Here is a 22902-nt window from a genome sequence, read left to right as displayed (position 1 = left end):
GAGTGCGGGCGCGGTTTGCCGTGACGGGTTGAGGGCTGGAGAAGAGGTTTCCGGCGCCCGTCGCGGAGAACCGCGATGTCCAGATATGATCGTACCCCACGCACCAACACGGCGAGGGCGAACCTTTACGACGAAATCACCACCAAGATCATCGCCGAGCTGGAAGCGGGCCGCGTGCCCTGGGTGCAGCCCTGGGGCACGTCCGCTGCGAAAGCTCCGCTCAGCTTGCCGAAGAATGCCAGCACGGGTCGAAGCTACAGCGGCATCAACATCCTGCTTCTCTGGGGCGCCGTGGTGCAGCACGGCTTCCCTGATCAGGGATGGCTCACGTTCCGGCAGGCTCTTTCCCTTGGCGGGAATGTGCGCAAGGGTGAACGCGGCACCACCGTCGTCTATGCCGACCGCTTCGTTTCCGAGGACGAGAAGAAGCGTGTCCGCGAGACCGGCGAGGAGGCGCAGGCCATCCCGTTCCTCAAAAGGTTCACCGTGTTCAACACGGCGCAATGCGAGGGGCTGCCCGACGATATTGCCGTCACCATCCCCCCCTCGCCATCAGGCCTGATCGAGCCGAAGGTCGAGACGCTCATCAGGGCGACCGGCATCGATTTTCGTATCGGCGGCGACAAGGCTTTCTACGTTCCGGCCCAGGACTATGTGGTCGTGCCGCCGCCACAGGCTTACTTCGAGCCGATCAACTGGCACAGAACCGCCCTGCACGAAATCGGTCACGCCAGCGGGCATCACAGCCGGCTCAATCGTGATCTTTCCGGGTCCTTCGGTACCAAGAAATACGCCTTCGAAGAACTGATCGCCGAACAGATTTCCGCTTTCTGCTGTGCGTCGCTCGGCATCGTCCCGACCGTGCGCCATGCAGATTACATCGGCTCGTGGCTTGAGGTCATGCGCGAGGATTCCCGCGCCATCGTTCGGGCCGCCTCGCAGGCCAGCAAGGCGGCCGACTGGATTCTTTCCTTCCTTGCGGATGAGACAGGTTCCGCTGACGCCGGCTCTGCGGACAGGAGGGCGGCATGATCCTCCTGACACCCGAACAGCGCGAACGCCTGCTTGCCAACGGTCGTGAGCGCGACATCGACCATGTGCCGGTCGTCAAATTCTTCAATCCTTTCGGCCAGGGTGTCTGGCTCGCAACCGAGCTCAATCCTGACGGTGACACTCTGTTCGGCCTTGCCGATCTCGGCTATCCGGAATTGGGCAGCTTTTCGCTGGAGGAACTCAAGTCAATTCGCCTCCCGTTCGGAATGGGCATCGAGCGCGACATCGTGTTTCAAACGGATGTCTCGATTTCGGTGTGGGCGGAAACGGCCCGGCAAGCCGGCAGTATCCGCGCAGCTGAGCGCGTGCTTTATGCCCGGCCTCGAAGTGTTGATGCGCACAACAGTAATTCCGTCGATACGCAAAACCGCAGAACCTGAACTCCGGCTGCCCTGCTCTGCGGGTCTGCGTCGCTCTCTTAGAGGAAGAGGGCGGCGCGGTTCCTCGTGACGGGTTGAGAGCATTGGCAAGGGGCCTGCTGCCCGTCGGGAGACCAGACCATGACCCGGCATCAGAAGACATTTGCCATGGACCCGCAGCACGCACCGATTTCGGCTGAAGAGCAGGTTGTCATTTACGAAGCACGCCAGATTCTGTTGCGCCACCTTAACCAGAATCCGGTGCTGTCGTCCTGGCAGACCGTGCTGGACTATTGCGCTCTCACCATTCGCGGAGAGGTGGAGCGGTTTCATGTGCTCTATCTCGACAAGAAGAACCGGCTTATCTCGGACGAGTGCCTGGCGACCGGGACGGTCGATCACGTTCCGGTCTATCCTAGGGAAGTCCTGAAACGTGGCCTAGAGCTCAATGCGACCGCGCTGATCCTGGTCCACAATCATCCGTCCGGCGATCCTGAGCCCTCGCGCGCCGACATCACGATGACGAAGGAAATCAACAAGGGCTGCAAGGTTCTGGGCCTTATGCTGCATGACCATATCATCGTCGGCATCGGCCGGGAGGTCAGCCTGCGCGCCCGCGGCGAAATCTGATGGATTGGCGGATGGGCTGGTTGACCTCGGCCGCATTCGTCCGTCATTCGCGAAGCAGTGGTTTCTAATCGCAGGGGGCCAGACCGCGCTCTACGAGAGTGAGAGGAGGGGTGGGGTTTTCACGACGGGTTGGATGTTGAGAGAGAGGCTCTCGGCGCCCGTCGCGGAGACTATCCCAATGGCAACTGCCAATCAGAAACTCACCCTGTCGCCCTCACGCGATATTCCCTTCAACAAGCTCGTCCTCAGCCAGTCCAACGTCCGGCGCATCAAGTCCGGCGTTTCTGTCGAGGAACTGGCCGAGGATATCGCCCGCCGCGGCACACTCCTCCAGAGCCTCAATGTCCGCCCTTTGCTCGATGAGGCTGGCCACGAGACCGGCATGTTCGAGGTGCCGGCCGGTGGCCGTCGCTATCAGGCCCTGGCAATCCTTGTGAAGCAGAAGCGTCTCGCCAAAACCGCGCCCGTGCCCTGCGTTGTCCGCGATCCCGCGACGAATATCCTCGCCGAAGACGACAGTCTGGCCGAAAACACCCAGCGCGTAGCTCTTCATCCCCTCGACCAGTTCCGCGCCTTCTTTGATATGCGCGAAAAAGGCATGAGCGAGGAGGAGATCGCGGCGGCCTTCTTCACCACGGTCCAGGTCGTCCGGCAGCGGTTGCGCCTTGCCACCGTCTCCCCCGTGCTGCTCGACGTCTATGCCGAGGACGGCATGACGCTGGAGATGCTGATGGCTTTTACGGTCAATCCCGATCATGTCCGTCAGGAACAAGTCTGGGAGAGCATTCGCAATTCCTGGCAGAAGGAGCCGTGGCAGATCCGGCGCCTGTTAACTGAAACCACGGTGCCTTCTTCCGAAAAACGTGCCCGCTTCGTCGGTCTCGAAGCCTATGAGCAGGCAGGCGGCGAAATCCTGCGCGACCTCTTCTCTCAACATGACGACGGCTGGCTGCAGGATGTCTCCCTTCTCGACCGCCTGGTTGACGAGAAGCTGAAAGTTAAGGCTGACGAGATTGCGGCCGAAGGCTGGCGGTGGATCGACGCTTCGGTTGAACTTCCCTACGGCCACGCCAACGGCCTGCGCAAACTCACCGGCACGACGCAGGACCTCACCGAAGAGGAACGGGCGACCCGCGAGGCACTCCGCAACGAGCATGACAATCTCGAATCGGAATACGCGGAGGCCGACGATCTGCCCGAAGAGGTCGATCGGCGTCTCGCGGAAATCGAGGCCGCACTTCAAGCATTCGAAAACCGTCCTGTCAGCTTCGATCCGGACGAGGTTGCCCGCGCCGGTGTCTTCCTCAGCATCGGCCGGGACGGTGAACTTGTCGTCGATCATGGCTATGTCCGTCCCGAGGATGAGCTTGACGTCGCCGTCGAGAGTAACGGATCAGAGGCCGGTGGAGCCGCTGGCATCGACCACGTTGATACTGGTGTCGGTTCTTCGGCGCGGCGCGCTGTCATCACCATCGGCAGCCAGCCGATGGATGCAGATGACGACGAAGGCGACGTCATCAAGCCGCTTCCGGAACGCCTGGTTACCGAGCTGACCGCCGAGCGGACGCTGGCGCTGCGCGACAGGCTGGCGAACAATCCGTCCGTCGCGTTCCTGGCCGTGCTGCACAAGTTATGCCGGGACGTCTTTTCCCGCTACACGACCTATAGCCCGGCCATGGAAGTCTCGGTGCGCAACACCGACTTCGCGCTGCAAGCGCCTGGTCTGAAGGACACTCCGGTGGCACAGGCTATCGAGGAACGCCACAAGGCCTGGGAGGCACGCATGCCGGACGACGAGGCCGCTCTCTGGGATTGGCTTGTTTCCCTCGAAGGCACCGAGCAGGCGGAGCTCTTCGCGCATTGCGCGGCGTTCGGCGTCAACGCCCTCTACGAGAAGGCCGACCGCTACGGCGGCGGCACCGTCACCGTGCACGGCATCCAGCAGCGTCTCGCCGAGGCGGATCGTCTCGCTCGCGCTGTCGATCTCGACATGGTGGAAGCCGGCTGGACGCCGACGGTCGAAAACTATCTTGGCCGCGTCACCAAGCCTCGCATTCTCGAAGCTGTGCGCGAAGGAGCGGGCGAGCGCGCCGCCGAGTTGATCGACCATCTCAAGAAGGGCGACATGGCCAAGGAGGCCGAACGGTTGCTGGCCGGCACCGGCTGGCTGCCGGAGCCGCTGCGCATGACGGACGATTGCGAAGCCGTGCCGGTCGAGACGGAAGACGAGGAGAGCGGAGCGGATGAGACTCTTCCGGCATTTCTCGGTGATGATGACAGCGACGATGAAAACGCGGAAGCCGAAGACGAAGATGCTGCCCTCGTGGCGGCCGAGTAACGCGATTTCACCCCGGAGCCGCAAGGCTCCGGGGTTTTTCATGGTGGCGCAAGCCGGGCAGCAATTACCGGACCTATCTAGGTACCCAGCATCATCAAGACCATTGTGCTCCGTTGGTGTTACGCCGGGTTGCCTGCCTCACGTCTTCGCTCCTGCCCATCGTTGCATTCCTTCTTGCGAGGCTGGCAGGGGACAGAGGCGGCTGTGCAATCGTATTTACGCCTTTCCGGCTTCTGACAGATACGGAAAACCTTCCCCCGCTTCCAATCGCTGACCTTGGTCTGAACGAGGCTTTGGCATTCAACCCGCATGGGGTCGGCTTACGCGAGCGTGCCGCCGCGCGGTGCCGGGACGAGCCCGAACGCACGCGGTGATTGCCGTCCTCGATCAGACACATCGAGCGCCTGTCGCGCGGGGGATGGTCCCCCGCCTCCCAAGATAGGAGCCGGAACAATGTCCCTTCATGACGCCACCGCATACGCCGCCAGCCTCGCCGCCACGCTGATGGTTTCCATCGTCGTATTCCAGGCCGGCGACGGATCTTTCGGTGCTGTGACCGCCGACGAAATCGACGGCGACGAGGTGGCCGTGATGTTCGAAATCGATCCCTTCTCGTGAGGCGATCGCCTCAGGCCGGCCGGGGCCGTTGAGCCCCGGTTCCTGATTTCACTTGCCGCATTGGGCCGAGGCGGGCTCAAGGGCTCTCGAGGAGCCAGGCTCGCCTCCTGCTTCCCGAAACCGACCTTTGACCTTCTTCCAGCCTGATCGCGCCCACGCTCCGGTGTGGCGCGATTTCTTTTGCCCTGAGAGGGAGAGGACTGCCGGGACGGGGTGAGCCCGGGCGGTCGAGAGAGCGCTGGCCGGGCTTTCCCGTTGCTGCTCTCGAGGAATTCCCCACATGAACATAACCGCACCCGTGGCCGTCCAGGCCACACCGATCGCTCCCGCGCCCGCCATCCTGGCCGCCGCCCATGATCTTTTTGAGCATCTTGAACAAGGCCAGCACGTTGATGCTGCCATGCTGCGCGCCGCGATGGAAACTGCTTTCGACGCGTCCGATGCATCCGGCGCCTGGGACTGGAAGAGCGCCTATGACGCCTGCGAGGTGGCGACGGTTCTGTTCCTGCGTAAATACGGCAAGGCGGTTTTCCGTAAAGCCGCAACGCCGGCTGCACGGCTTTCTGTGCTCGATAAGATCATGGCGCTGCTGCCGACGCAGACCCGTCGGTCCGAGGAAAGCCAGGCGCTCCAGCAGTTCAGCACGCCCGTTCCCCTTGGCCTTGCCGCGCTAACCGCAGCTCATGTTTCCGCCGCCGACCTTGTGTTGGAACCGTCGGCCGGCACCGGCCTGATGGCGGTATTGGCCGAGATCACCGGTGGATCGCTGATTCTCAACGAACTGGCGGAAACCCGCGCCGATCTGCTCACCTCCCTCTTTCCGGCCCTGGACGTCACGCGGTTCGATGCCGCGCAGATCGACGATCATCTCGATCCTGCCGTCGTGCCTTCCGTCGTCATCATGAATCCGCCCTTCACGGCGCTCGCGAACGTTTCCGGCCGTGTCGCCGATGCCGGTTTCCGGCACATCGCCTCGGCGCTGAGCCGCCTCGCTCCGGGCGGACGGCTGGTGACGATCACCGGGGCAAATGTCGGTCCGGAACTGCCCGGCTGGCGCGAAGCCTTTGCACGCCTGCAGGAGCGCGGCACCGTCGTGTTCTCCGCCGCGATCGCCGGATCGGCATATTCAAAGCACGGAACAACATTCCCAACCCGGCTCACGGTCATCGACAAGGTACCCGCAAAGGATCCGGCACTGTTCCCGACCTCGCCAGGTATGGCGCCGGATGTCGCGACGCTGCTTGGCTGGATCGAGGACCAGGTTCCACCGCGGCTTCCGGTTTCGCGTCCCGAGATTTCTCGATCACCAGCCCCCGCTGCTGGCAGTACGGTGCGAGGTGTTCTGGCGCGCCCTGCAAAGTCCCGTTCGGCGGGGCCTGCCATCGCCGACCCCGAGGCCGCTGAGCTATCCTATGAGACCGTCGACTGGACACCGCCCGACGGCGCCGGGCTCACCGACGCGATCTACGAGGCTTACGGATTGCAGTCGATCCGTATTCCCGGGTCTCAGGCTCATCCCACAAAACTGGTGCAGTCGGCCGCGATGGCGTCCGTTGCTCCGCCGAAGCCAGGCTACCGGCCGATGCTGCCGACGGAAGTCGTCACCGACGGGCTGCTGTCGGACGCGCAGCTCGAGACGGTGATCTACGCGGGCGAGGCCCATTCCGGCCATCTCGCCGGCAGCTGGGCCGTCGACGAGACCTTCGATCTCGTCCAGGCCGCGCCTGATGATGCCAGCGATGCTGTCCGGTTCCGCCGCGGATTCATGCTCGGTGACGGCACCGGTGCGGGCAAGGGCCGTCAGTCGGCCGCGATCATCCTCGACAACTGGCTGCGCGGCCGTCGCAAGGCCGTCTGGATCTCCAAATCCGACAAGCTCCTAGAGGACGCGCAGCGCGACTGGTCGGCGCTCGGCATGGAGCGGTTGCTGGTCACGCCGCTGTCGCGCTTCCAGCAAGGCGCAAGGATAACGCTGTCGGAAGGCATCCTTTTTACCACCTACGCCACGCTGCGCTCCGACGATCGTGGCGACAAGGTTTCCAGGGTGAAGCAGATCGTTGATTGGTTGAAGTCCGGTTCCGGCGCCGAAGCCGGGACGGAATTCGATGGGGTGATCATTTTCGACGAAAGCCATGCCATGCAGAATGCCGGAGGCGGCAAAGGGGAACGCGGCGATGTCGCGCCCTCGCAGCAGGGTCGTGCGGGACTGCGACTGCAGCATGCGCTGCCTGATGCCCGCATGGTCTATGTCTCGGCGACCGGTGCCACCAGTGTGCACAATCTTGCCTATGCGCAACGGCTCGGTCTCTGGGGCGGCGAGGACTTTCCGTTTGTGACAAGGGCAGAGTTCGTCGAGGCGATCGAGGAGGGCGGCGTCGCGGCGATGGAGGTTCTGGCTCGCGACCTCAGGTCGCTTGGGCTCTACACCGCCCGCTCGCTTTCTTATGATGGCGTCGAATACGAGCTGGTCGAGCACCGGCTCACCGCCGAGCAGCGCCGCATCTACGACGCCTATGCCGGCGCCTTCGCCGTCATCCACAACCATCTCGACGCGGCGATGGAAGCCGCCAACATCACCGGCAGCCCAAAGGGAGGTGGAGCCACGCTCAACCGGCAGGCCAAATCCGCGGCGCGATCCGCCTTCGAGAGCGCCAAGCAACGCTTCTTCGGCCATCTGCTGACCTCTATGAAGACGCCCACGTTGATCCGGTCGATCGAGCGCGATCTGGAGGCTGGCCATGCCGCCGTCATCCAGATCGTCTCGACCGGCGAGGCGCTGATGGAGCGGCGGCTCGCCGAGATCCCCACCGAGGAATGGAATGACGTCCAGGTTGACATCACCCCGCGCGAATATGTTCTCGACTATCTCGCCCATTCCTTCCCGGTGCAGCTCTATGAGCCCTTCACCGACAGCGAGGGCAATCTTTCCTCGCGCCCGGTTACCCGGGACGGTCAGCCCGTCGAATGCCGCGAGGCGGTCGCCCGGCGGAACGAGTTGATCGAGCGGCTCGCTTCGCTGCCGCCTGTCCCCGGTGCGCTCGATCAGATCGTCCAGCGCTTCGGCACAGACACGGTTGCCGAGGTGACGGGCCGTTCGCGGCGCATCGTGCGAAAAGGCGATCGTCTTGCAGTCGAAAGCCGCGCCGCTTCGGCCAATCTTGCCGAGACGGCGGCCTTCATGGACGACCTCAAACGCATTCTTGTCTTCTCCGATGCCGGTGGCACCGGGCGCAGTTATCACGCCGACCTGTCGGCGAGGAACCGGCGGCTCCGGGTCCATTATCTGCTCGAGCCCGGCTGGAAGGCCGATGCCGCGATCCAGGGGCTCGGGCGGACAAACCGCACCAATCAGGCGCAGCCGCCGCTTTTCAGGCCGGTCTCGACGGACGTAAAGGCGGAAAAGCGGTTTCTGTCGACCATCGCCCGCCGGCTCGACACGCTCGGAGCCATCACCCGGGGCCAGCGCCAGACCGGCGGACAGGGGCTCTTTCGCCCCGAGGACAATCTCGAAAGCCTTTATGCCCGCGACGCGCTACGCCAGCTTTACCTCCTGATTGTGCGCGGCAAGGTCGAGGGCTGTCCGCTGGAGCGGTTTGAGACCGCCACCGGCCTGAAGCTGACGGACGCGAACGGCATCAGGGACGATCTGCCGCCGATCACCACCTTCCTCAACCGCCTGCTGGCGCTGACCATCGAGCTTCAGGGCATCCTCTTTGCCGCCTTCGAGCAACTTCTCGACGCCAGGGTCGAGGGAGCGATCGCCAGCGGTACTTATGATCTCGGGCTGGAGACACTGACGGCCGAGAGCTTTGTGGTCACCGACCGGCGGACGATCCATACCCATCCGGCGACCGGCGCGGAGACCCGGCTTCTCACTATCGCCGAGAAGCGCCGCAATCAGCCCATGCCGCTGGAGGAAGCGATTGCCCGTGCGGGCGCGGAGCCCGGTGCCAGGCTGCTGGTCAACGGCAAGTCGGGGCGGTCGGCCGTTCAGGTGCCGGCGCCGTCCATGATGCTCGACGATGGTGAGATCGAGCGCCGCGTCCGGCTAATCCGGCCGATGGAGCACAGTCCGCTTTCGCTCAAGGCACTCACCGGCAGCCATTGGCGCGAGGTGGACCGGGAGACCTTCGCGTCCGCTTGGGACCACGAACTGTCGGAGGTTCCGGAATTCACCGAGAGCACGCTGCACATGGTCAGCGGTCTGCTCCTGCCGGTGTGGAAGTGTCTGCCGAACGAGTCGACAAGGATCTACCGGCTGCAAACGGACGAGGGTGAGCGCATCATCGGCCGCCGCGTCTCGCCGGCCTGGGCGGCCAATGTAGCCGCGACCGGGTCGGTGACGCTGTCTCCCGATGAAGCCCATGCCGCGCTACTCGATGGTCACACCATCCTGGATCTTGCCGAAGGTCTGCAGCTCCGGCGGGGCCGCGTCATGGGGGCAAACCGGATCGAGCTATCCGGCTTTACGGAAGGCATGCGCGAGCGGCTCAAGGCCTTTGGGCTCTTCTCGGAAATCATCTCCTGGAAGCTGCGCTTCTTCGTGCCAGTCGATGAGAGTGGTGTGGAAGTGCTCGACAAGCTGATCGAGACCTGGCCGATCGAGCGCATCTCGGATCGCGGGGTAGCCTGATGTCCCGGGCTGACGCCTCCGAGCTTGCGGCGCGTCTTGCAAGAGAGGCCGAGGCGGTCTGCCGCCACTACCTGCCGGCCGGCCGAAGATCCGGCCGCTACTGGCTGGTGGGGGATGTGCAGGGTTCGCCGGGCCGGTCGATGTTCGTCCGGCTCAAGGGACCGGATCGTGGCAAGGGCGTTGCGGGAAAATGGACCGATGCAGCGACTGGCGAACATGGCGATCTCCTCGATGTCATCCGCGAACGCTGTGGCCTCACCGACTTTCGCGATGTCGCCGAGGAGGCACGGCGATTTCTGAACCTGCCGCGTCCGGAGCCGGAAGAACAGCCACGGTTGCCGCAAGTGTCGCCGGTCCCGTCCGGTTCTGCCGCGGCCGCACGGCGTCTCTTTGCCATGTCGCAACCGATCAACGGAACACTCGTGGAGACGTATATGTGCAATCGCGGCATTACGGCTTTGCATGAAACCGCAAGCCTGCGCTTCCATCCTGCCTGCTACTACCGGCCGGAGGGAGGCGGCGCGACCAGACAGCTCCCGGCGATGGTCGCCGCCGTCACCGATCTCGGCGGGCGTCAGACCGGTGCGCATCGCACCTGGCTCGCGGTGGACGGCTCCGGCAAAGCGGTTGTCGAGACACCGAGGCGGGCAATGGGAGACCTGCTCGGCCACGGGGTGCGGTTCGGAGTGGCGCAAGATGTTCTCGCCGCCGGCGAGGGGATCGAGACGGTGCTGTCGGCCCGCTCCGCCGGTGTCGAACTGCCGGTGCTGGCGGCGCTCTCGGCGGCTCATCTTGCCGCCATCCAGTTCCCGAAAGGTCTCCGCCGGCTCTATGTCCTGTGTGACCGCGATCCTGCGGGCGAGGGCGCGTGGGAGGTTCTTTTGGCCAGAGCCGCCGAGGCCGGAATCGAGGCGCTGGTGCTGACGTCGAGGCTTGGCGACTTCAATGACGATCTGAGGTGCGATGGGATCGATGCCCTTCGGGAGCGGCTGCGGCTTCAGCTTCATCCCGACGACGTGGCGCGGTTCCTGGCGGCGTGAGGGCGCGACAGGTCAGGACCGTGGCGGGCCGCTTGCTGCCCTCCTGTCATATCCGGTCCTCCCGGTCTTCCTCGTCGGACACGTCGCCGCCCACGGCCTTCTTGAGAGGGCAGGCGGCCCACAAACGGGACGGCCGGGCAATGGCCGCGCTCCGGCTATTTTCCGCCGCGCCTCCAGGGAGGCGCTTTGCATCGCGAGGCAAAATAGCCGGGCTTGGCCATCGGGACCCTCGCTTCTCTCGGGCTGCCCGGCCGTCCCGCCTGTGGGCTGGTCGCTGCCACGAAGGCCGCGATGGGCGCGGCTCACCCGACGAGGCACCCCGAAATGACCTATTTAAACGAATTGGCAGCCAATGAACCAGTCCATAGTTCCTCCCAGACTGGTCACGTCCTCGCCGAACTCCAGCTCTACGGCTGGCGTCCGTTCGAGGACGAACCCGATCCGAGGCCGCTCCCCGAGGACAGCATGGTCTCCAGCGCCGTCGCCGACATCTTCGACGCCCTGATCGCGACACTCGGCGAAACACGCCTCGAACCCGAACTCGACGAATTGCTCTGGGGCACGGTCAATCTCTTTCACCGCGCCACGACGCGCACCGAGCGCGATCTCGACGACAACGAGCAGGCACAGCGCCGGCTGCAGCGCGAACAGGACGGCTCGGAGGTAAAGTCCGTCGAACTGGAGCGCCTGACAGCCGAGGGGCAGAGCTTGATCGAACGCAGGAACGCGCTGGAGCTCTTCCGGGACCTCTCCGTCGAAGGTTTCGAGCGCCATCAGGGCAAGCCCTGGCAGCCCCGCAACGGCTCGCGGGTCAGTCACCGCAACCTCACCTCGGCGATGATCGACAGCCGGGATTTCCTCGCTGCGAAACGCCGGGCTGAGGCGGAGGTGCTCCTGCCGCAGGGGCCGAAGGTCGCGATCACCGGCGGGACCGACTTCAACGACCACCGCCTGATCTGGTCAAGGCTCGATCAGGTCCATACCAAGCATCCGGACATGGTGCTGTTGCATGGCGGTTCGCCGAAAGGTGCTGAACTCATCGCCTCCCGTTGGGCGGACCATCGCAAGGTGCCGCAGGTGGCCTTCCGCCCCGACTGGGCCAAACACGCGAAGGCCGCGCCCTTCAAGCGAAACGACGCCATGCTCGACGCGCTCCCGATCGGCGTTCTGGTCTTTCCCGGCACGGGCATCCAGGAAAACCTAGCCGACAAGGCCCGCAAGCTCGGCATCCCCATCCTGAAATACGAGGGCGGCGCGTGAGCGCCCCCTTTTCGTTTTCGACACCCTTGACCCCGGACGTCGTCCTGAAGTCAAATGATCAGACTTGCAGAACCGGCGAAGCAGCATAGTCGCAGGCGGAGCGTATCCATCGGCAGCCTGACGTGATCCCTCAAAATCACTGACGCCGGAGGCTGTCATGACGCTTATTCTGCTCGTCATCTCTCTTTCCATCATGCTCTGCGTGCTCGCTTTCAACTTCGCGATCTACGCGCTGCCGGTCATGGCCGGGACCACGGTGTTCCAGCACGTTCACGCCGCTGGAGCTGGATTTGGCCTGTCGGCGCTCGCGGCACTTGGTGGGGCAGTATTTTCTGTCGGTCTGGTGATCGCGGTCCTGGGTTTTGCCAGGAACCCGCTTCTTCGCCTTGCGGCGCTGACGATGTTCGCCGCACCGGCGGCGGTCGCGGGCTATGCGCTTGCTCATGGGGTCGCGAAACACGCTCTCGACTCCGCGCTCGCGCTCAATCTACTCTGCGGAGCTTGCGGGTTGATCGTGGCAATCGCCGCGATCATCAATCACAGCGCGCTCGGTGAGAATGTGCTGTCCCGGTAACCAGGCACAAGGTAAAGGCTTGATGAGGCATCCGCTGCTTCGCATGGCAGAGACGCCGGACACCTCGCCGGGACCTTGGGACCTTCCGTTCCCGAGCGACTAACAACCGGTCTTTGCCTCTCCACCTGGTTCTGGCCTGCCCCGGCCGGATGTGGGGTTCGAGGTGTCGAATATCTCCGCAGTGCCAAAGGACGTTGCGCGCCGGCACGGGTTAGTGGGTGCCGCCACCGCACCGGACCCAAACTTCATGCATTTCCGCAATACTGCGCGCCGTTTCGTTGCGGACTTCCGACAAGTTCGGTGTCAGGTGTCCAAACGCGAAACTACTCGCGCGCGTCTACTGACTGCGGGAGTTGCGGCGCAGGTGGCGGATAACGACGTGGCCCGGCACCGCGATTGTCGCCGGGGTGGCCGAGGCAACCGATGCAATCCTGCCAGCGGGAATGATGTTTCCGCACCACGTCTCCAAGGACGCTTTCCCGAAAGACCCTATCCCTCCTCTTCTGTGATCCCCTAAGCCCGTTCGGTTTCGGCCGGCAACCCCCGCGGCGGGACCCGTGTTGTCGCGTGCCGCGCCTGCCCGCACCACGTCCCGTCTTGGGGGTCGAGCGGATGCCATGGGCATCCGTGCAGGCTTCTCCCGACGGTCTTGGCCGGGCATCATCGGAGGGACGGTTCCTCCGGTTGAAGCAACGGAGACACTAAAATGCAGAACATCGTCATTCTCGCCGGCAACATCGGTCAGGCCCCGGAAACCCGCATCACCCAGGGCGGCACCTCCATCACCCACTTCACCCTTGCCACCTCGCGCCCGCGCTACTCCGAAGGCAAGGTGATCCGTGATGACAAAGGTCACCGCGTCCAGGACACCGAATGGCACCGCATCACCTGCTTCAACGGTCTCGGCAAGACGGTCCAGGAATATTGCGAGAAGGGCATGAAGGTCATGGTCCGTGGCCGCATTCACTACACCAAGTGGACTGATCAGGCGGGCGTCGACCGCTACGGCTGTGAGATCATCGCCGAGACGGTCGATTTCCTGAGTCGGGCGAAGCAGACCGAGACCGAAGGCGACGAGCCTGGTGACCAGGATGAAATCCCGTTTTGAGGCGGGTATCTTCAGCCCGACGGAGGAATTCGCCGGGCTCTTTTTTGGAGTCAAATTGCATTGTCTCTACTTGGCGTCAATCGTATCCGTTGCGAATGACTGAAACGGGGCCGAAATCCGAATGTCTTGTTTCAGTTGTTGCGAATCAGACGACTACTATCCATTGGTTAAATTTAATTATGTAATTGACACTGTGAACAGAATTAACGCGTCGTCGAGAACAATAGGAAAATAAGCCAACTCGAGTAGTCTAGCTGGGATGCAAACCCAGGTCCGGCATGATAAAATCGTCGGGTACTATGACGATGTCCGTAGGATCCACCTTCAGGCGCATTTGTGTTGGAGAAATCACCTCGACGACATTGTGAAAATGCGCATCATAATTTTCCGGCAAAAATACACGGTCGCCGCGATCCTTTAAGTCGGCTCTCAGCCATGTGTCAAAGCCGGACAGGTCGAAGAACTCGTCGGAGAAATAGTTGTGCAGTCGCCGGAATAGTTTAGCCAGATCGCGAGCTGCTGGTACTTTTGGAGCGTCACCTCAAAGGTCTTTCCAGGTAGTGACGCGTCGTTCGGATAAAGGCCTTCGCCGTTGCTGCGCGCCTCGCGCGCAATGGCGCCTAGAGGCCGAGTGAGGTCAACCGGAAGAGACATGTAGAACAATGGATAGGATTGGCCATTTGCTAGGCTGAGAGCATTGAAGCTCTGTGCAACGCGGGCTGGGTCGAGATGGAGTTCACTTCCGTCCGCTTCTTCGATTTCACCGAAATAGACGAAGGCAACAATGCGGCCGTGACCGTCGAGGCCATTCGAGATGATGTATCCAGGCACTGGGTGGTTTTGAACCGACTTGACCTTGTTGGGCAGGTCATCCCAGAAGGCCACCGACCCGTAGCCGGCGGCTTCGAGAAGAAAATCACGCGAAGCTTCCGCCAGTTCAAGGTTCTGATGCCCGTTGGAAAAATGCGTTTCGAGCGCGTCCAGGCCCTCGAAGCGCAAATTGATCATGTCGCGTCCGTTGAAACCGGGTCTGGGGACACCGGGTCGCCAAAGCGTTTCCACGAAGGACCGATTGTAAGGTTTGAATTTCAGGGTGTCGCCGTCCGGTTCCGGACCTTGTCTTGGAAGGTCGGGATAAAAGATATGAAACTCGCCCTTGATCAATTTGTAAGCCATGAAACCCCCGGCTCAATAGCCGGAACATTATGTTATCCCGGGTGCCCGGTCTTCGGCAGAACGTTCCTTCCAGCATGTGGCCGCGCGCTGGAAGTACTGGGAAGCAGCCGAAGCTGAAATACAACCTTAGATTATGCAAATATCAATACATGCTACTTTCTAGTGTTACTTTACGTCAATCTATCTAAGGCTTAGACAGTTTACCGAATTTCTGCTTATATAGTTATCACAGGTTGTATCGCTTGGGGGCGAATTTGTTAACTCTGTGCGCTGTAGGACAGTTCCGAATACTGGACGAAGACGGGAAAGAGCACGCTCCGCGCAGCGCGAAAGCGCGCGCGGTGCTCGCGCTCCTGTCGGTTGCGCCTGATCAGGCGCGAAGCCGCTCCTGGTTGCAAACACGGCTATGGAGTGATCGGCAGAGTGCGCAGGCCGCAGGAAGTCTGCGCAGAGCCTTGAGCGACATCAGAACTGCACTCGGACCTCATCGAGATATTTTGCTCACCGACGGCTCAGTCGTTTCGTTGGACCGGGATCGGATCAAGATTGATTTCTCAACACCGCCGGTGGACTCTCATGTCACTCTTCGCGCGGATGTCTTTGAAGGTCTGGACGAAATCAAGGATCGTGAATTTGAGCATCTGCTGCGTGACATTCGAATGCTGCTCGGGAAAAACTCCCACACGGTCCCTGACTTTACGGCACCCCGGAGCGACAAGCCCGTAATCATCCTTGAATTCGTGTCGGGCGACGAGAGCGACAACCAGTTGATCCTGCAACTCGCAAGGGACAGGCTGCACAATCAGCTCTCGGAACATGACATCATTGTCATCGCTGGAACGGGCTTTGTTCTGGAAAGCTCGAACAGGAACCGCAATTGCGTTGCGCTTCGCGTCTGCGTCAATTCCGCGGATGACGCGACCTACATGTCCTTCTCGACCTTCCTGCCGACCAGCGGAATGCAGCTCTGGTCCGAGGGTGCGCTGGTGCCGGCCCTTTTTGCGGACGCGGCAACATCCCTCAGCTTCGACAGGTTCTGTTTTCGCGCGTCCGAGAAAGTTCTGGACGCGATTTCTGACCCGAAATCCGAACTCTCCGCCACCCAGTTCGCTTCCGTGCTGGCGCGTCGTGCGCACAGAAGGATCTTCCAGCTGGACTGGGACAGTCTGGCATCCGCAGATCAACTGCTTCAGCGTGCCTTCGAGATCACGCCGCATGGAGCGCATCTCGCCTGGAGGGCCTTCCTGAGAAACCTTGCCTTTTTCCAGCATCGCCGCCTCGATTTCGGGCAAGGCGCAAGCCTGCAGGAACTGGCCGTTGAAGCCTATAGGTATTCACCGGAGAGCGTGACGGTTCAAGCGATTGCCTCACAACTTGAATATGTTCACGAGGGCGACACGCGCACGTCGCTGCAACTCTCGCAAAGCGCTGTCAACGCGAATGCCTCGAATCCGCTCAGCTGGGCCATGTATTCTAACGCCCTTGCGGTCAATGGCGCGCAGACAGACAGCTATGCAGCTGCGGAGCGGTCCGTGAGGCTTGCCACCGGCAGTTACCAGCAATTCTTCTTCGAGCATTTTGCCTGCATGGCCGCTGCCTCGCTAGCCGAATACGACAAGGCGCTCGCACACGCCAGAATGGCGCTGTTCATGAAGCCGGAATTTGTCTCGGTGAGGCGCTATGAAATCGCACTGACCCTGAGACAGCACCATGCGCCGGCTTCGGACAGGTCAATCACGTCCATGCAGCGATACGAGCCTGATTTCACAGCATCGAAATTTCTTGATCCGACCTATCCAGTTACAACCCTGCGGCGTTTGCCGCTGATGGAGGAAATTCAGCAACCTTCCGGTTTTTAGCAATTTTCAAGGAGGACGTCATGACAAGCACACCGCCGCTTCCAGCCCGGTTCGATCAGAAAACACTTGATGTTATAGGAAGCGTGTTGAGTTCAAATCATCTGTTTTACAGACGATTCGACGGTACGAAGTCCTTTGCGGACGAGGCAATTGAAGCGTTCAGGAACCATCTTGATATCGACTACGTCGCTACGACGTCCTCGGGCACGGCCAGCATTCATACCGCTCTCGCCAGCCTCGAAATCGATGCGGGTATGGAAGTCGTCGTACCGCCGATTACGGATGTCGGCGGGCTGATGCCCGCGATCTTCCAGAACCTCATTCCGGTCTTTGCCGATGTGGACCGGGACAGCGGCATGGTGACCGCCGAGACAATCCAGGCGGTTCTTACCGAGCACACCAAGGCCGTCATCGTGATGCACCATTCGGGAACGCCAGTTGACCTGGATCCGATCCTTGCACTCTGCAATGAAAAAAACATCCCGGTGATCGAGGATGCGGCGCAGGCACTTGGTGCGACATACAAGGGGAAACCCTGCGGTACGCTCGGGACCCTCGGAGCATTCAGTCTCAATCACTGGAAGCATGTCACCACTGGTGAGGGAGGCTTCGTTGCCACCCGGGACCGGGCACTGTTTGAAAAGTGTCACCATTTTGCCGACAAATACTGGGATCGGCTCAATTCGCCGGACTCCGGCAAGAACGTCAAGAACCATCGCATCGGGCTGAATTACAGGCTGAACGAACTTGAAAGCGCTCTTGCGCTCGACCAATTGCCGAGGCTCGCCGATCTCGTGGCGCGCCGGAAGGCCGCAGGTGATGCCTTGCGCTATCTGCTGGCCGGACTTCCCGGTGTCGTGCCCCAATCAGACCCCGGGGACTCCTCGTCTTCCTATTTCCTGTTTACTTTCCGTCTCGCAGACAATGCGACCCGGGAAGCCGTACTTGAAAGGCTTCTGCTTGACGCCAGCGGCAGATGGGATGCGTCTCGGGGATATCAGAACCTGCTTCACCGCTATCCCGTCGTTCAGCAGAAGGCCTTTTTCCCGGGCGGCGTGTGGCCTGCGGAAGTCGTCTCGGGACGGAAGTACGATTACAACAATATCCAGCTCCCGAATGCCGAGTTCTACCATGATACGTCCATCTGCATGACCCTCCACCAGGGGTTCACGCACGAACATGTCAAGGAGATTGCAGACCGCGTGAAGTCCGCCTTGTCTTGATCGTGAGCTCCGGGGAGTACTCATCCCGGTCCTTTTCATTCAAACGCAGGGGCCGGGAAGGGTACCGGTCGTGCAGGTGACCTGAAACGCGATATCTGACGCCGACTTCAATAGGGCTAGCGGCGGATATTGGCGCCCTTGGGGGCCGGAACCTCGATTTGCAGATCCTGGTAGGTGCCGGTTTCGGAACCCGTCAGGTAGGGGCCGTCGGACTTGGTGTAGCTCCCTGTGGAGGTGTTTGAAACTCGAGCCGAATTCAGCCAGTCGACGTAGAACTGAAGGCTTTTGGCGAGTTGCAGGGAATAGTCCAGGGGCAGGTAGCCAGGCTCGTAGGACACGTCCCCTCTTCGATTGGCGAAGAATTTCGTGAAAAGAGAATTCACCTCGCACGGTTCACCTATTTTCGGGTCAGCCGTTCCACATGCGTGCCATGGCAGCGTGTCTTCGCCCGGGCGCTCCAGAATGCTATCGCCTTCTTTGTGACCGACGGCCTGGGCCGAGTGACAGGACGTGCAGCCGGATTTCCAGTTGTCGACCGGGCCGTTCAGCCGCCCGTGCAGGCCAAGCCATTCGCGGCCTTCAGAGCGGAACAAGGCGGCGACTTCCGGGTTGATCCAGCCTTCAAGCAGGGGCACCTGCCACCACTTCGAGGGCTCGAGACCAGCCAGGTCCTGTTGTTCCCGTTGAGGATCGTTGCCCCACTGGAGCCCGACCGGCTTCAGCCTTTCCCAGACGTCCGTGATCTTGTCATCATACATGTAGATGAACGTCCCGAATGTCCATCCGGTCGAATTGCCGGAACGCGTGTCCTTGACGGCGATGTCAAGCTGGAGCAGCCGGAGTTCGTGCACATCCTGTACATAGCCGGCGTCGCAGAAATCCCTTTCCGGTTTCGGCGGTGTCGGAAAGATGTAGGCTTCCCATCCCGGCGCCTCCTTGAGAAAGGGGACCTGATCGGCAGTGGCCGTGATGAAGAGCAGCTTGAAGGACACCGTGCCTTCCGGGAAACCGATGTCGACCGGTTCCGCCGGTTCGGAAGGACAGGTTGCAGCTTCGACCCAGGACTTCCAGACCTGGCCGATCTGGTAGCCGCCGGGAGCGTTGTAGAAACCCACCGCCCAGGAATCCGTCGGTGTCTTCTGCAGGGAGTGCAGCACGCCCGGCGCGGAGCAGAGTTCCCTGGTCAGGCCGCGCAGAGGTTCCCGGCCATTGGCGCCATCGAAATGCATCCAGGGTGCATAGTACCAGTCACGCACCTCGTTTTTCTCTACGCGCCAATCAACCTCCCTGTTTCCTTCCATTACATAGGAGAGCACAGCCGACAGGTAGGCTCTGGACTGGTCCGCCCGTTCCTGAAGCGACCCTGCCTTGAAGGGGGCGAACTTCAGCCAGGGCCGTTCTTCCACCTCGGGTTCGGTCTGCGGAAAATCGATCTTCAATTGGTAGGGCTCATATCCCGAAGGCGGTGCCTGGAGTGACGGGCAGGCCATCAGCCGCTCGGCCCGGCACTTGAGATCTTTCGGGCCACATACACTGAGGTCCACTGCCGGACAATGCTCTTTCGGCATCCTGAAGCCGGCACACACTTCCGCGGCCTCGGCGGATGTATCGATGCCGACCGCGATCAGCAAACCGCAGACAAGCAACGGCTTGCGCGAAGAGAAGGAAAATAAAGATCTGGAAATCATTTTAGCCCATCCGGTTGGATATCGAATTTCAAAATTGCTTCTGGTTCGGCATTTCCGGCAGCCGGCAGTCACTCTCGTGACTTCGGCTCGTGAACCAGCCCGTTCAGCCCATTGCCGTAGCGGCAGTATACGGCGGATATCCATGTAAATTTTAGTCGCAACTCCCTGTAATTGCACTTTTCACGAAATATTCACGCAGTGCTCATGGTGCACTCATGCTGCGCTCACAGCATCTCGATCATGCTTTCCGCACCGATTTGAACCGGAGGCATGACATGTTCCCTGATCCCGACCGGCAAACCAAAGCCGCTGAGATTCGTAACCGCGCGACCGCGCTTTCCACTGCAAACCCGCAGGACCGGCATCTTTCCAATCAGGATGAGCAGTTCCCGTATGTTTTCAGCTTCACCAAGGGGCTGCTGCACCTCGACAATGGGCTGCTGGACCATCCGGGCGATTTCGAGCTGTTTGCCGAGGGCACCCGGACATCAGATCCGACCGTTTTCCAGATGGTTCCGCTCAATGTCGACCTGCAGGTGATCCACGGTGCCAGCCAGTCGGATTTCGACGGCCTGGAATGTCCGGCGGACAAGCAGACCTATCGGGAATGGGAGAGCCCCACGGCAGGCCATGCCTACGTTCTCGAGGGGCCGGATCCCTTTGCTGTCACCATGCCACCCGCACCGAAGGCGGGTTCCGCCGAATTCGCGGCGGAGATGGCCGAAATCTACCAGATGGCGCTGTCGCGCGATTGGCCGGTGGCGGCTTTCATGGACGACAGCCTGGTCGGCGACCTGACCAAGGCCGATGGCACTGTCCTTTCGAATGCGACCAAGGGGCGCCTGCAGAAAGCGAATGGCGACGTCGGTGACGCGGCCAAGCGTCTTTCCGGTATGCGCTGGTTCCGTGGAGTTGGAAACGGACTGGACACGGCCGCGCGGGAGCATCGTGCGCGCAGGCGGTTCGGAACCGAGATGACGCCCTCCACCGTTTTCCGGGGTCTCGGTGAAGATCCGTGGCACTCGCCCTTCCTGTCACAGTTTATGGTGATGGGCGATGGCGGTTGCACGCGCGACACCGAAGGACGGGCGGGAGGTGTCATTCGTTATGGCGCACAGCGTATCGATCAGAAGGTCAGGATTGCCAAGCCCGGCAAGGATTACATGACCACCTGGCGCGACTGGCTGGACGTGCAAAACGCCCTGAACGCGCGGCCGCTTGTCGGGATCGGCCAGTATCTGGCACCTGCCGGCAAGGTCCAGTACCGAACCATGAGCCGCCTGCGCGACATGGCGACCTATGTCCACGACGACCAGCTCTACCAGGCCTATCTGAACGCGGCCCTGATCCTGCTGCAGGAGAAATACAGTTTCGACCCGGGAATTCCGTATCACGGCAAGACAGGCAACGACACGCCGCGCTGGAACCGGGAACCGTTCGCATTGTTTGGTGGTCCGCATCTTCTGACGCTCTTGACGGAAGTGTCGAGCCGGGCGCTGAAGGCTGTCCGGGCACAGAAGTTCACGGTGCACCGTCGTTTGCGGCCCGAGGCGGCCGGCGCCCTGTTCCACACCATCTATTCGGGCTACGACCCGAACCGCGAACACGCGAGCAAGCCGTTCGAGACCGGCGGCGATTCTGCCGAAGCACGCGTACGCGCCCAGCTCGGCCGGACGTTCGCCACCTACAGCTTTCCCAATGGTGGCGGGACGGAGCCGCCCCTGGAAGACATCCTGACGGACATCCGCGAACACAACGCCAGCCAGAACGGGGAAGATCCGTCAGACTACGACATCGCCAAATGGCTGTTGCCGATGGCTTTTCCAGAGGGATCCCCGATGCACCCGGCCTATGGCGCGGGACACGCAACCGTAGCGGGGGCTTGCGTGACACTGCTGAAGGCGTTCTTCAACATGCGCAATCCCGACCATCCGGACAAGCCGGCCTATCTGGTCGAACCTGGTGGGACTGCGCTTGTGCCCGACTGCGGGACAGGTGCCGAAGACACCAGTATCGATCTGCTGGGTGTCGCGGTCGGCAAGGGACTGACCCTCGAAGGCGAGCTCAACAAGCTTCTCTGGAACATCTCGAACGCGCGCAACATCGCCGGGGTTCACTACTACACCGACTACATCGAATCCGCGTTGCTGGGCGAGGCAATCACGATCGGCATCCTGCGTGAACAGATGCTGGCCTACGAGTCCGCGGAAAATGTCTCCATGACGGTTCCTCTCCTCGTTCGTCGCAAGTTGCCGGCAAGCCTGCTGAGCGGCAGTTCGATCGGTCCGGATCAACAGGTCGACGCCGTCAGGATCAACCGGCACGGCCACCTGGAAGCCGCTCCGGCCACACCGCGGCAATGAGCCCCGTTCCGCCGGGCGGCGCTCAGGCGCGCTGCCCGGCGGAACGATATCGCCCGGGAAATTCCTACCGCCGGGTTCCGGCCCCATCGGCCACATCCACAGCATCCAGAAACCTGCCACGCGGGGGACATCAAGATGGTCAAGAAAAAGACATCCGGACGCAGCCAGTTTGCACTGCGCGACGTGCGCGACTGCGCGCGAGATGAGGAAGAACTGACGCACATCTATCATGGCGGCGCCAGGTGCGTGACCGACAGCATGGGTCACGCGACACCCGAAAACAGGTCGCCACTAGAACTGGTGGTGGATGCGAGCGAGGGGTTCATCCCGCTCTGGGGCCGGGACGTGACGCTTCACTGGCGGTTCAACGAGCAATCCCTGACCCGGTTTCTCGATCCCGAGGCCGTCAAGGGATTTGTGCGCGAACTGTTTGGTGAAGCTCTGCTCGAGTGGGGACCGGCCGTACCCGTGAAATTCACCGAGGCACAGCAGCCCTGGGACTTTGAAATCGTCGTGTCATCGCAAAACGATTGTGATGCCGCACAACGTTGCACGCTTGCCAGCGCCTTTTTCCCCGACGGCGGACAGCATCGACTGACGCTGTATCCGCTGCTGTTCGAGCAAAGCCGCCAGGAACAGATCGAGACCATGGCCCATGAATTGGGGCATGTGTTCGGGCTTCGCCATTTCTTCGCCAAGACGGGTGAAGCCGCATTTCCCAGCGAGATCTTCGGAACGCACGAGCGGTTTTCGATCATGAACTACGGCCCGGATAGCCGTCTCACCGACACGGACCGCTCGGACCTGATGGTTCTCTATTCCCATGTCTGGTCCGGCCGGTTGCTCGAAATCAACGGCACGCCGGTCGAGTTGATGCGCCCATTCAGCGAGACCCGGATTTCCCGGCGGCCTGAAGCCGTGGCCGCCCGGGTGAGGGAGCCGGCCGCTCAAGCGTGAGTGCAGCCGGAAGTAAAATACAC

At 61.6% G+C, this 22902-nt stretch carries 12 protein-coding genes; all 12 read left to right on the top strand.

Annotation, left to right across the window (positions count from 1 at the left end):
- Positions 1–75: 75 nt before the first annotated feature.
- Entirely contained in the window at positions 76–1032 is a 957-nt protein-coding gene (locus B0E33_RS10305) for an ArdC family protein (protein WP_077291159.1), read from the top strand.
- Positions 1029–1433, top strand: coding sequence for a DUF2958 domain-containing protein (locus B0E33_RS10300; protein WP_077291158.1), 405 nt, complete (start codon positions 1029–1031; stop codon positions 1431–1433). The genes B0E33_RS10305 and B0E33_RS10300 overlap by 4 nt, the downstream gene beginning before the upstream one ends.
- Before the next feature lie 120 nt (positions 1434–1553).
- Entirely contained in the window at positions 1554–2042 is a 489-nt protein-coding gene (locus tag B0E33_RS10295) for a JAB domain-containing protein (protein WP_439126687.1), read from the top strand.
- Positions 2043–2220: 178 nt separating this feature from the next.
- Positions 2221–4380: a ParB/RepB/Spo0J family partition protein gene (locus B0E33_RS10290; RefSeq protein ID WP_077291157.1), complete on the top strand. Its 2160-nt coding sequence runs from the start codon at positions 2221–2223 to the stop codon at positions 4378–4380.
- 453 nt (positions 4381–4833) lie between these two features.
- Positions 4834–4998: a hypothetical protein gene (locus tag B0E33_RS31100; RefSeq protein ID WP_167579520.1), complete on the top strand. Its 165-nt coding sequence runs from the start codon at positions 4834–4836 to the stop codon at positions 4996–4998.
- A gap of 280 nt (positions 4999–5278) precedes the next feature.
- Positions 5279–9631 (top strand): strawberry notch family protein, encoded by a 4353-nt coding sequence (locus B0E33_RS10285; protein WP_077291156.1) that lies wholly within the window; start codon positions 5279–5281, stop codon positions 9629–9631.
- Positions 9631–10671, top strand: coding sequence for a DUF7146 domain-containing protein (locus B0E33_RS10280; protein WP_077291155.1), 1041 nt, complete (start codon positions 9631–9633; stop codon positions 10669–10671). The genes B0E33_RS10285 and B0E33_RS10280 overlap by 1 nt, the downstream gene beginning before the upstream one ends.
- Positions 10672–10995: 324 nt before the next feature.
- Positions 10996–11931 (top strand): DUF2493 domain-containing protein, encoded by a 936-nt coding sequence (locus B0E33_RS10275; protein WP_077293222.1) that lies wholly within the window; start codon positions 10996–10998, stop codon positions 11929–11931.
- Positions 11932–12088: 157 nt separating this feature from the next.
- A complete protein-coding gene (locus B0E33_RS10270; protein ID WP_077291154.1) occupies positions 12089–12505 on the top strand; it encodes a hypothetical protein in 417 nt (138 codons plus the stop codon).
- Between the two features lie 706 nt (positions 12506–13211).
- Complete coding sequence (locus B0E33_RS10265) at positions 13212–13613, top strand: single-stranded DNA-binding protein (protein WP_077291153.1); 402 nt, start codon at positions 13212–13214, stop codon at positions 13611–13613.
- Positions 13614–19834: 6221 nt separating this feature from the next.
- Positions 19835–21922 (top strand): phosphatase PAP2 family protein, encoded by a 2088-nt coding sequence (locus B0E33_RS10240; protein WP_156912376.1) that lies wholly within the window; start codon positions 19835–19837, stop codon positions 21920–21922.
- Between the two features lie 135 nt (positions 21923–22057).
- Positions 22058–22879, top strand: coding sequence for a matrixin family metalloprotease (locus tag B0E33_RS10235; RefSeq protein WP_156912375.1), 822 nt, complete (start codon positions 22058–22060; stop codon positions 22877–22879).
- Positions 22880–22902: the final 23 nt, after the last annotated feature.

This window comes from Roseibium algicola, assembly GCF_001999245.1.
Lineage (GTDB): Bacteria > Pseudomonadota > Alphaproteobacteria > Rhizobiales > Stappiaceae > Roseibium > Roseibium algicola.
Note: the sequence above shows the minus strand (reverse complement) of the source record. Positions and strands in the feature narration are given on the sequence as shown.

Excerpts from the sequence above, each read along its gene's own strand:
- B0E33_RS10305 (WP_077291159.1), top strand. The coding sequence starts at position 76 with ATGTCCAGATATGATCGTACCCCACGCACCAACACGGCGAGGGCGAAC.
- B0E33_RS10300 (WP_077291158.1), top strand. The coding sequence starts at position 1,029 with ATGATCCTCCTGACACCCGAACAGCGCGAACGCCTGCTTGCCAACGGT.
- B0E33_RS10295 (WP_439126687.1), top strand. The coding sequence starts at position 1,554 with ATGACCCGGCATCAGAAGACATTTGCCATGGACCCGCAGCACGCACCG.
- B0E33_RS10290 (WP_077291157.1), top strand. The coding sequence starts at position 2,221 with ATGGCAACTGCCAATCAGAAACTCACCCTGTCGCCCTCACGCGATATT.
- B0E33_RS31100 (WP_167579520.1), top strand. The coding sequence starts at position 4,834 with ATGTCCCTTCATGACGCCACCGCATACGCCGCCAGCCTCGCCGCCACG.
- B0E33_RS10285 (WP_077291156.1), top strand. The coding sequence starts at position 5,279 with ATGAACATAACCGCACCCGTGGCCGTCCAGGCCACACCGATCGCTCCC.
- B0E33_RS10280 (WP_077291155.1), top strand. The coding sequence starts at position 9,631 with ATGTCCCGGGCTGACGCCTCCGAGCTTGCGGCGCGTCTTGCAAGAGAG.
- B0E33_RS10275 (WP_077293222.1), top strand. The coding sequence starts at position 10,996 with ATGACCTATTTAAACGAATTGGCAGCCAATGAACCAGTCCATAGTTCC.
- B0E33_RS10270 (WP_077291154.1), top strand. The coding sequence starts at position 12,089 with ATGACGCTTATTCTGCTCGTCATCTCTCTTTCCATCATGCTCTGCGTG.
- B0E33_RS10265 (WP_077291153.1), top strand. The coding sequence starts at position 13,212 with ATGCAGAACATCGTCATTCTCGCCGGCAACATCGGTCAGGCCCCGGAA.
- B0E33_RS10240 (WP_156912376.1), top strand. The coding sequence starts at position 19,835 with ATGTTCCCTGATCCCGACCGGCAAACCAAAGCCGCTGAGATTCGTAAC.
- B0E33_RS10235 (WP_156912375.1), top strand. The coding sequence starts at position 22,058 with ATGGTCAAGAAAAAGACATCCGGACGCAGCCAGTTTGCACTGCGCGAC.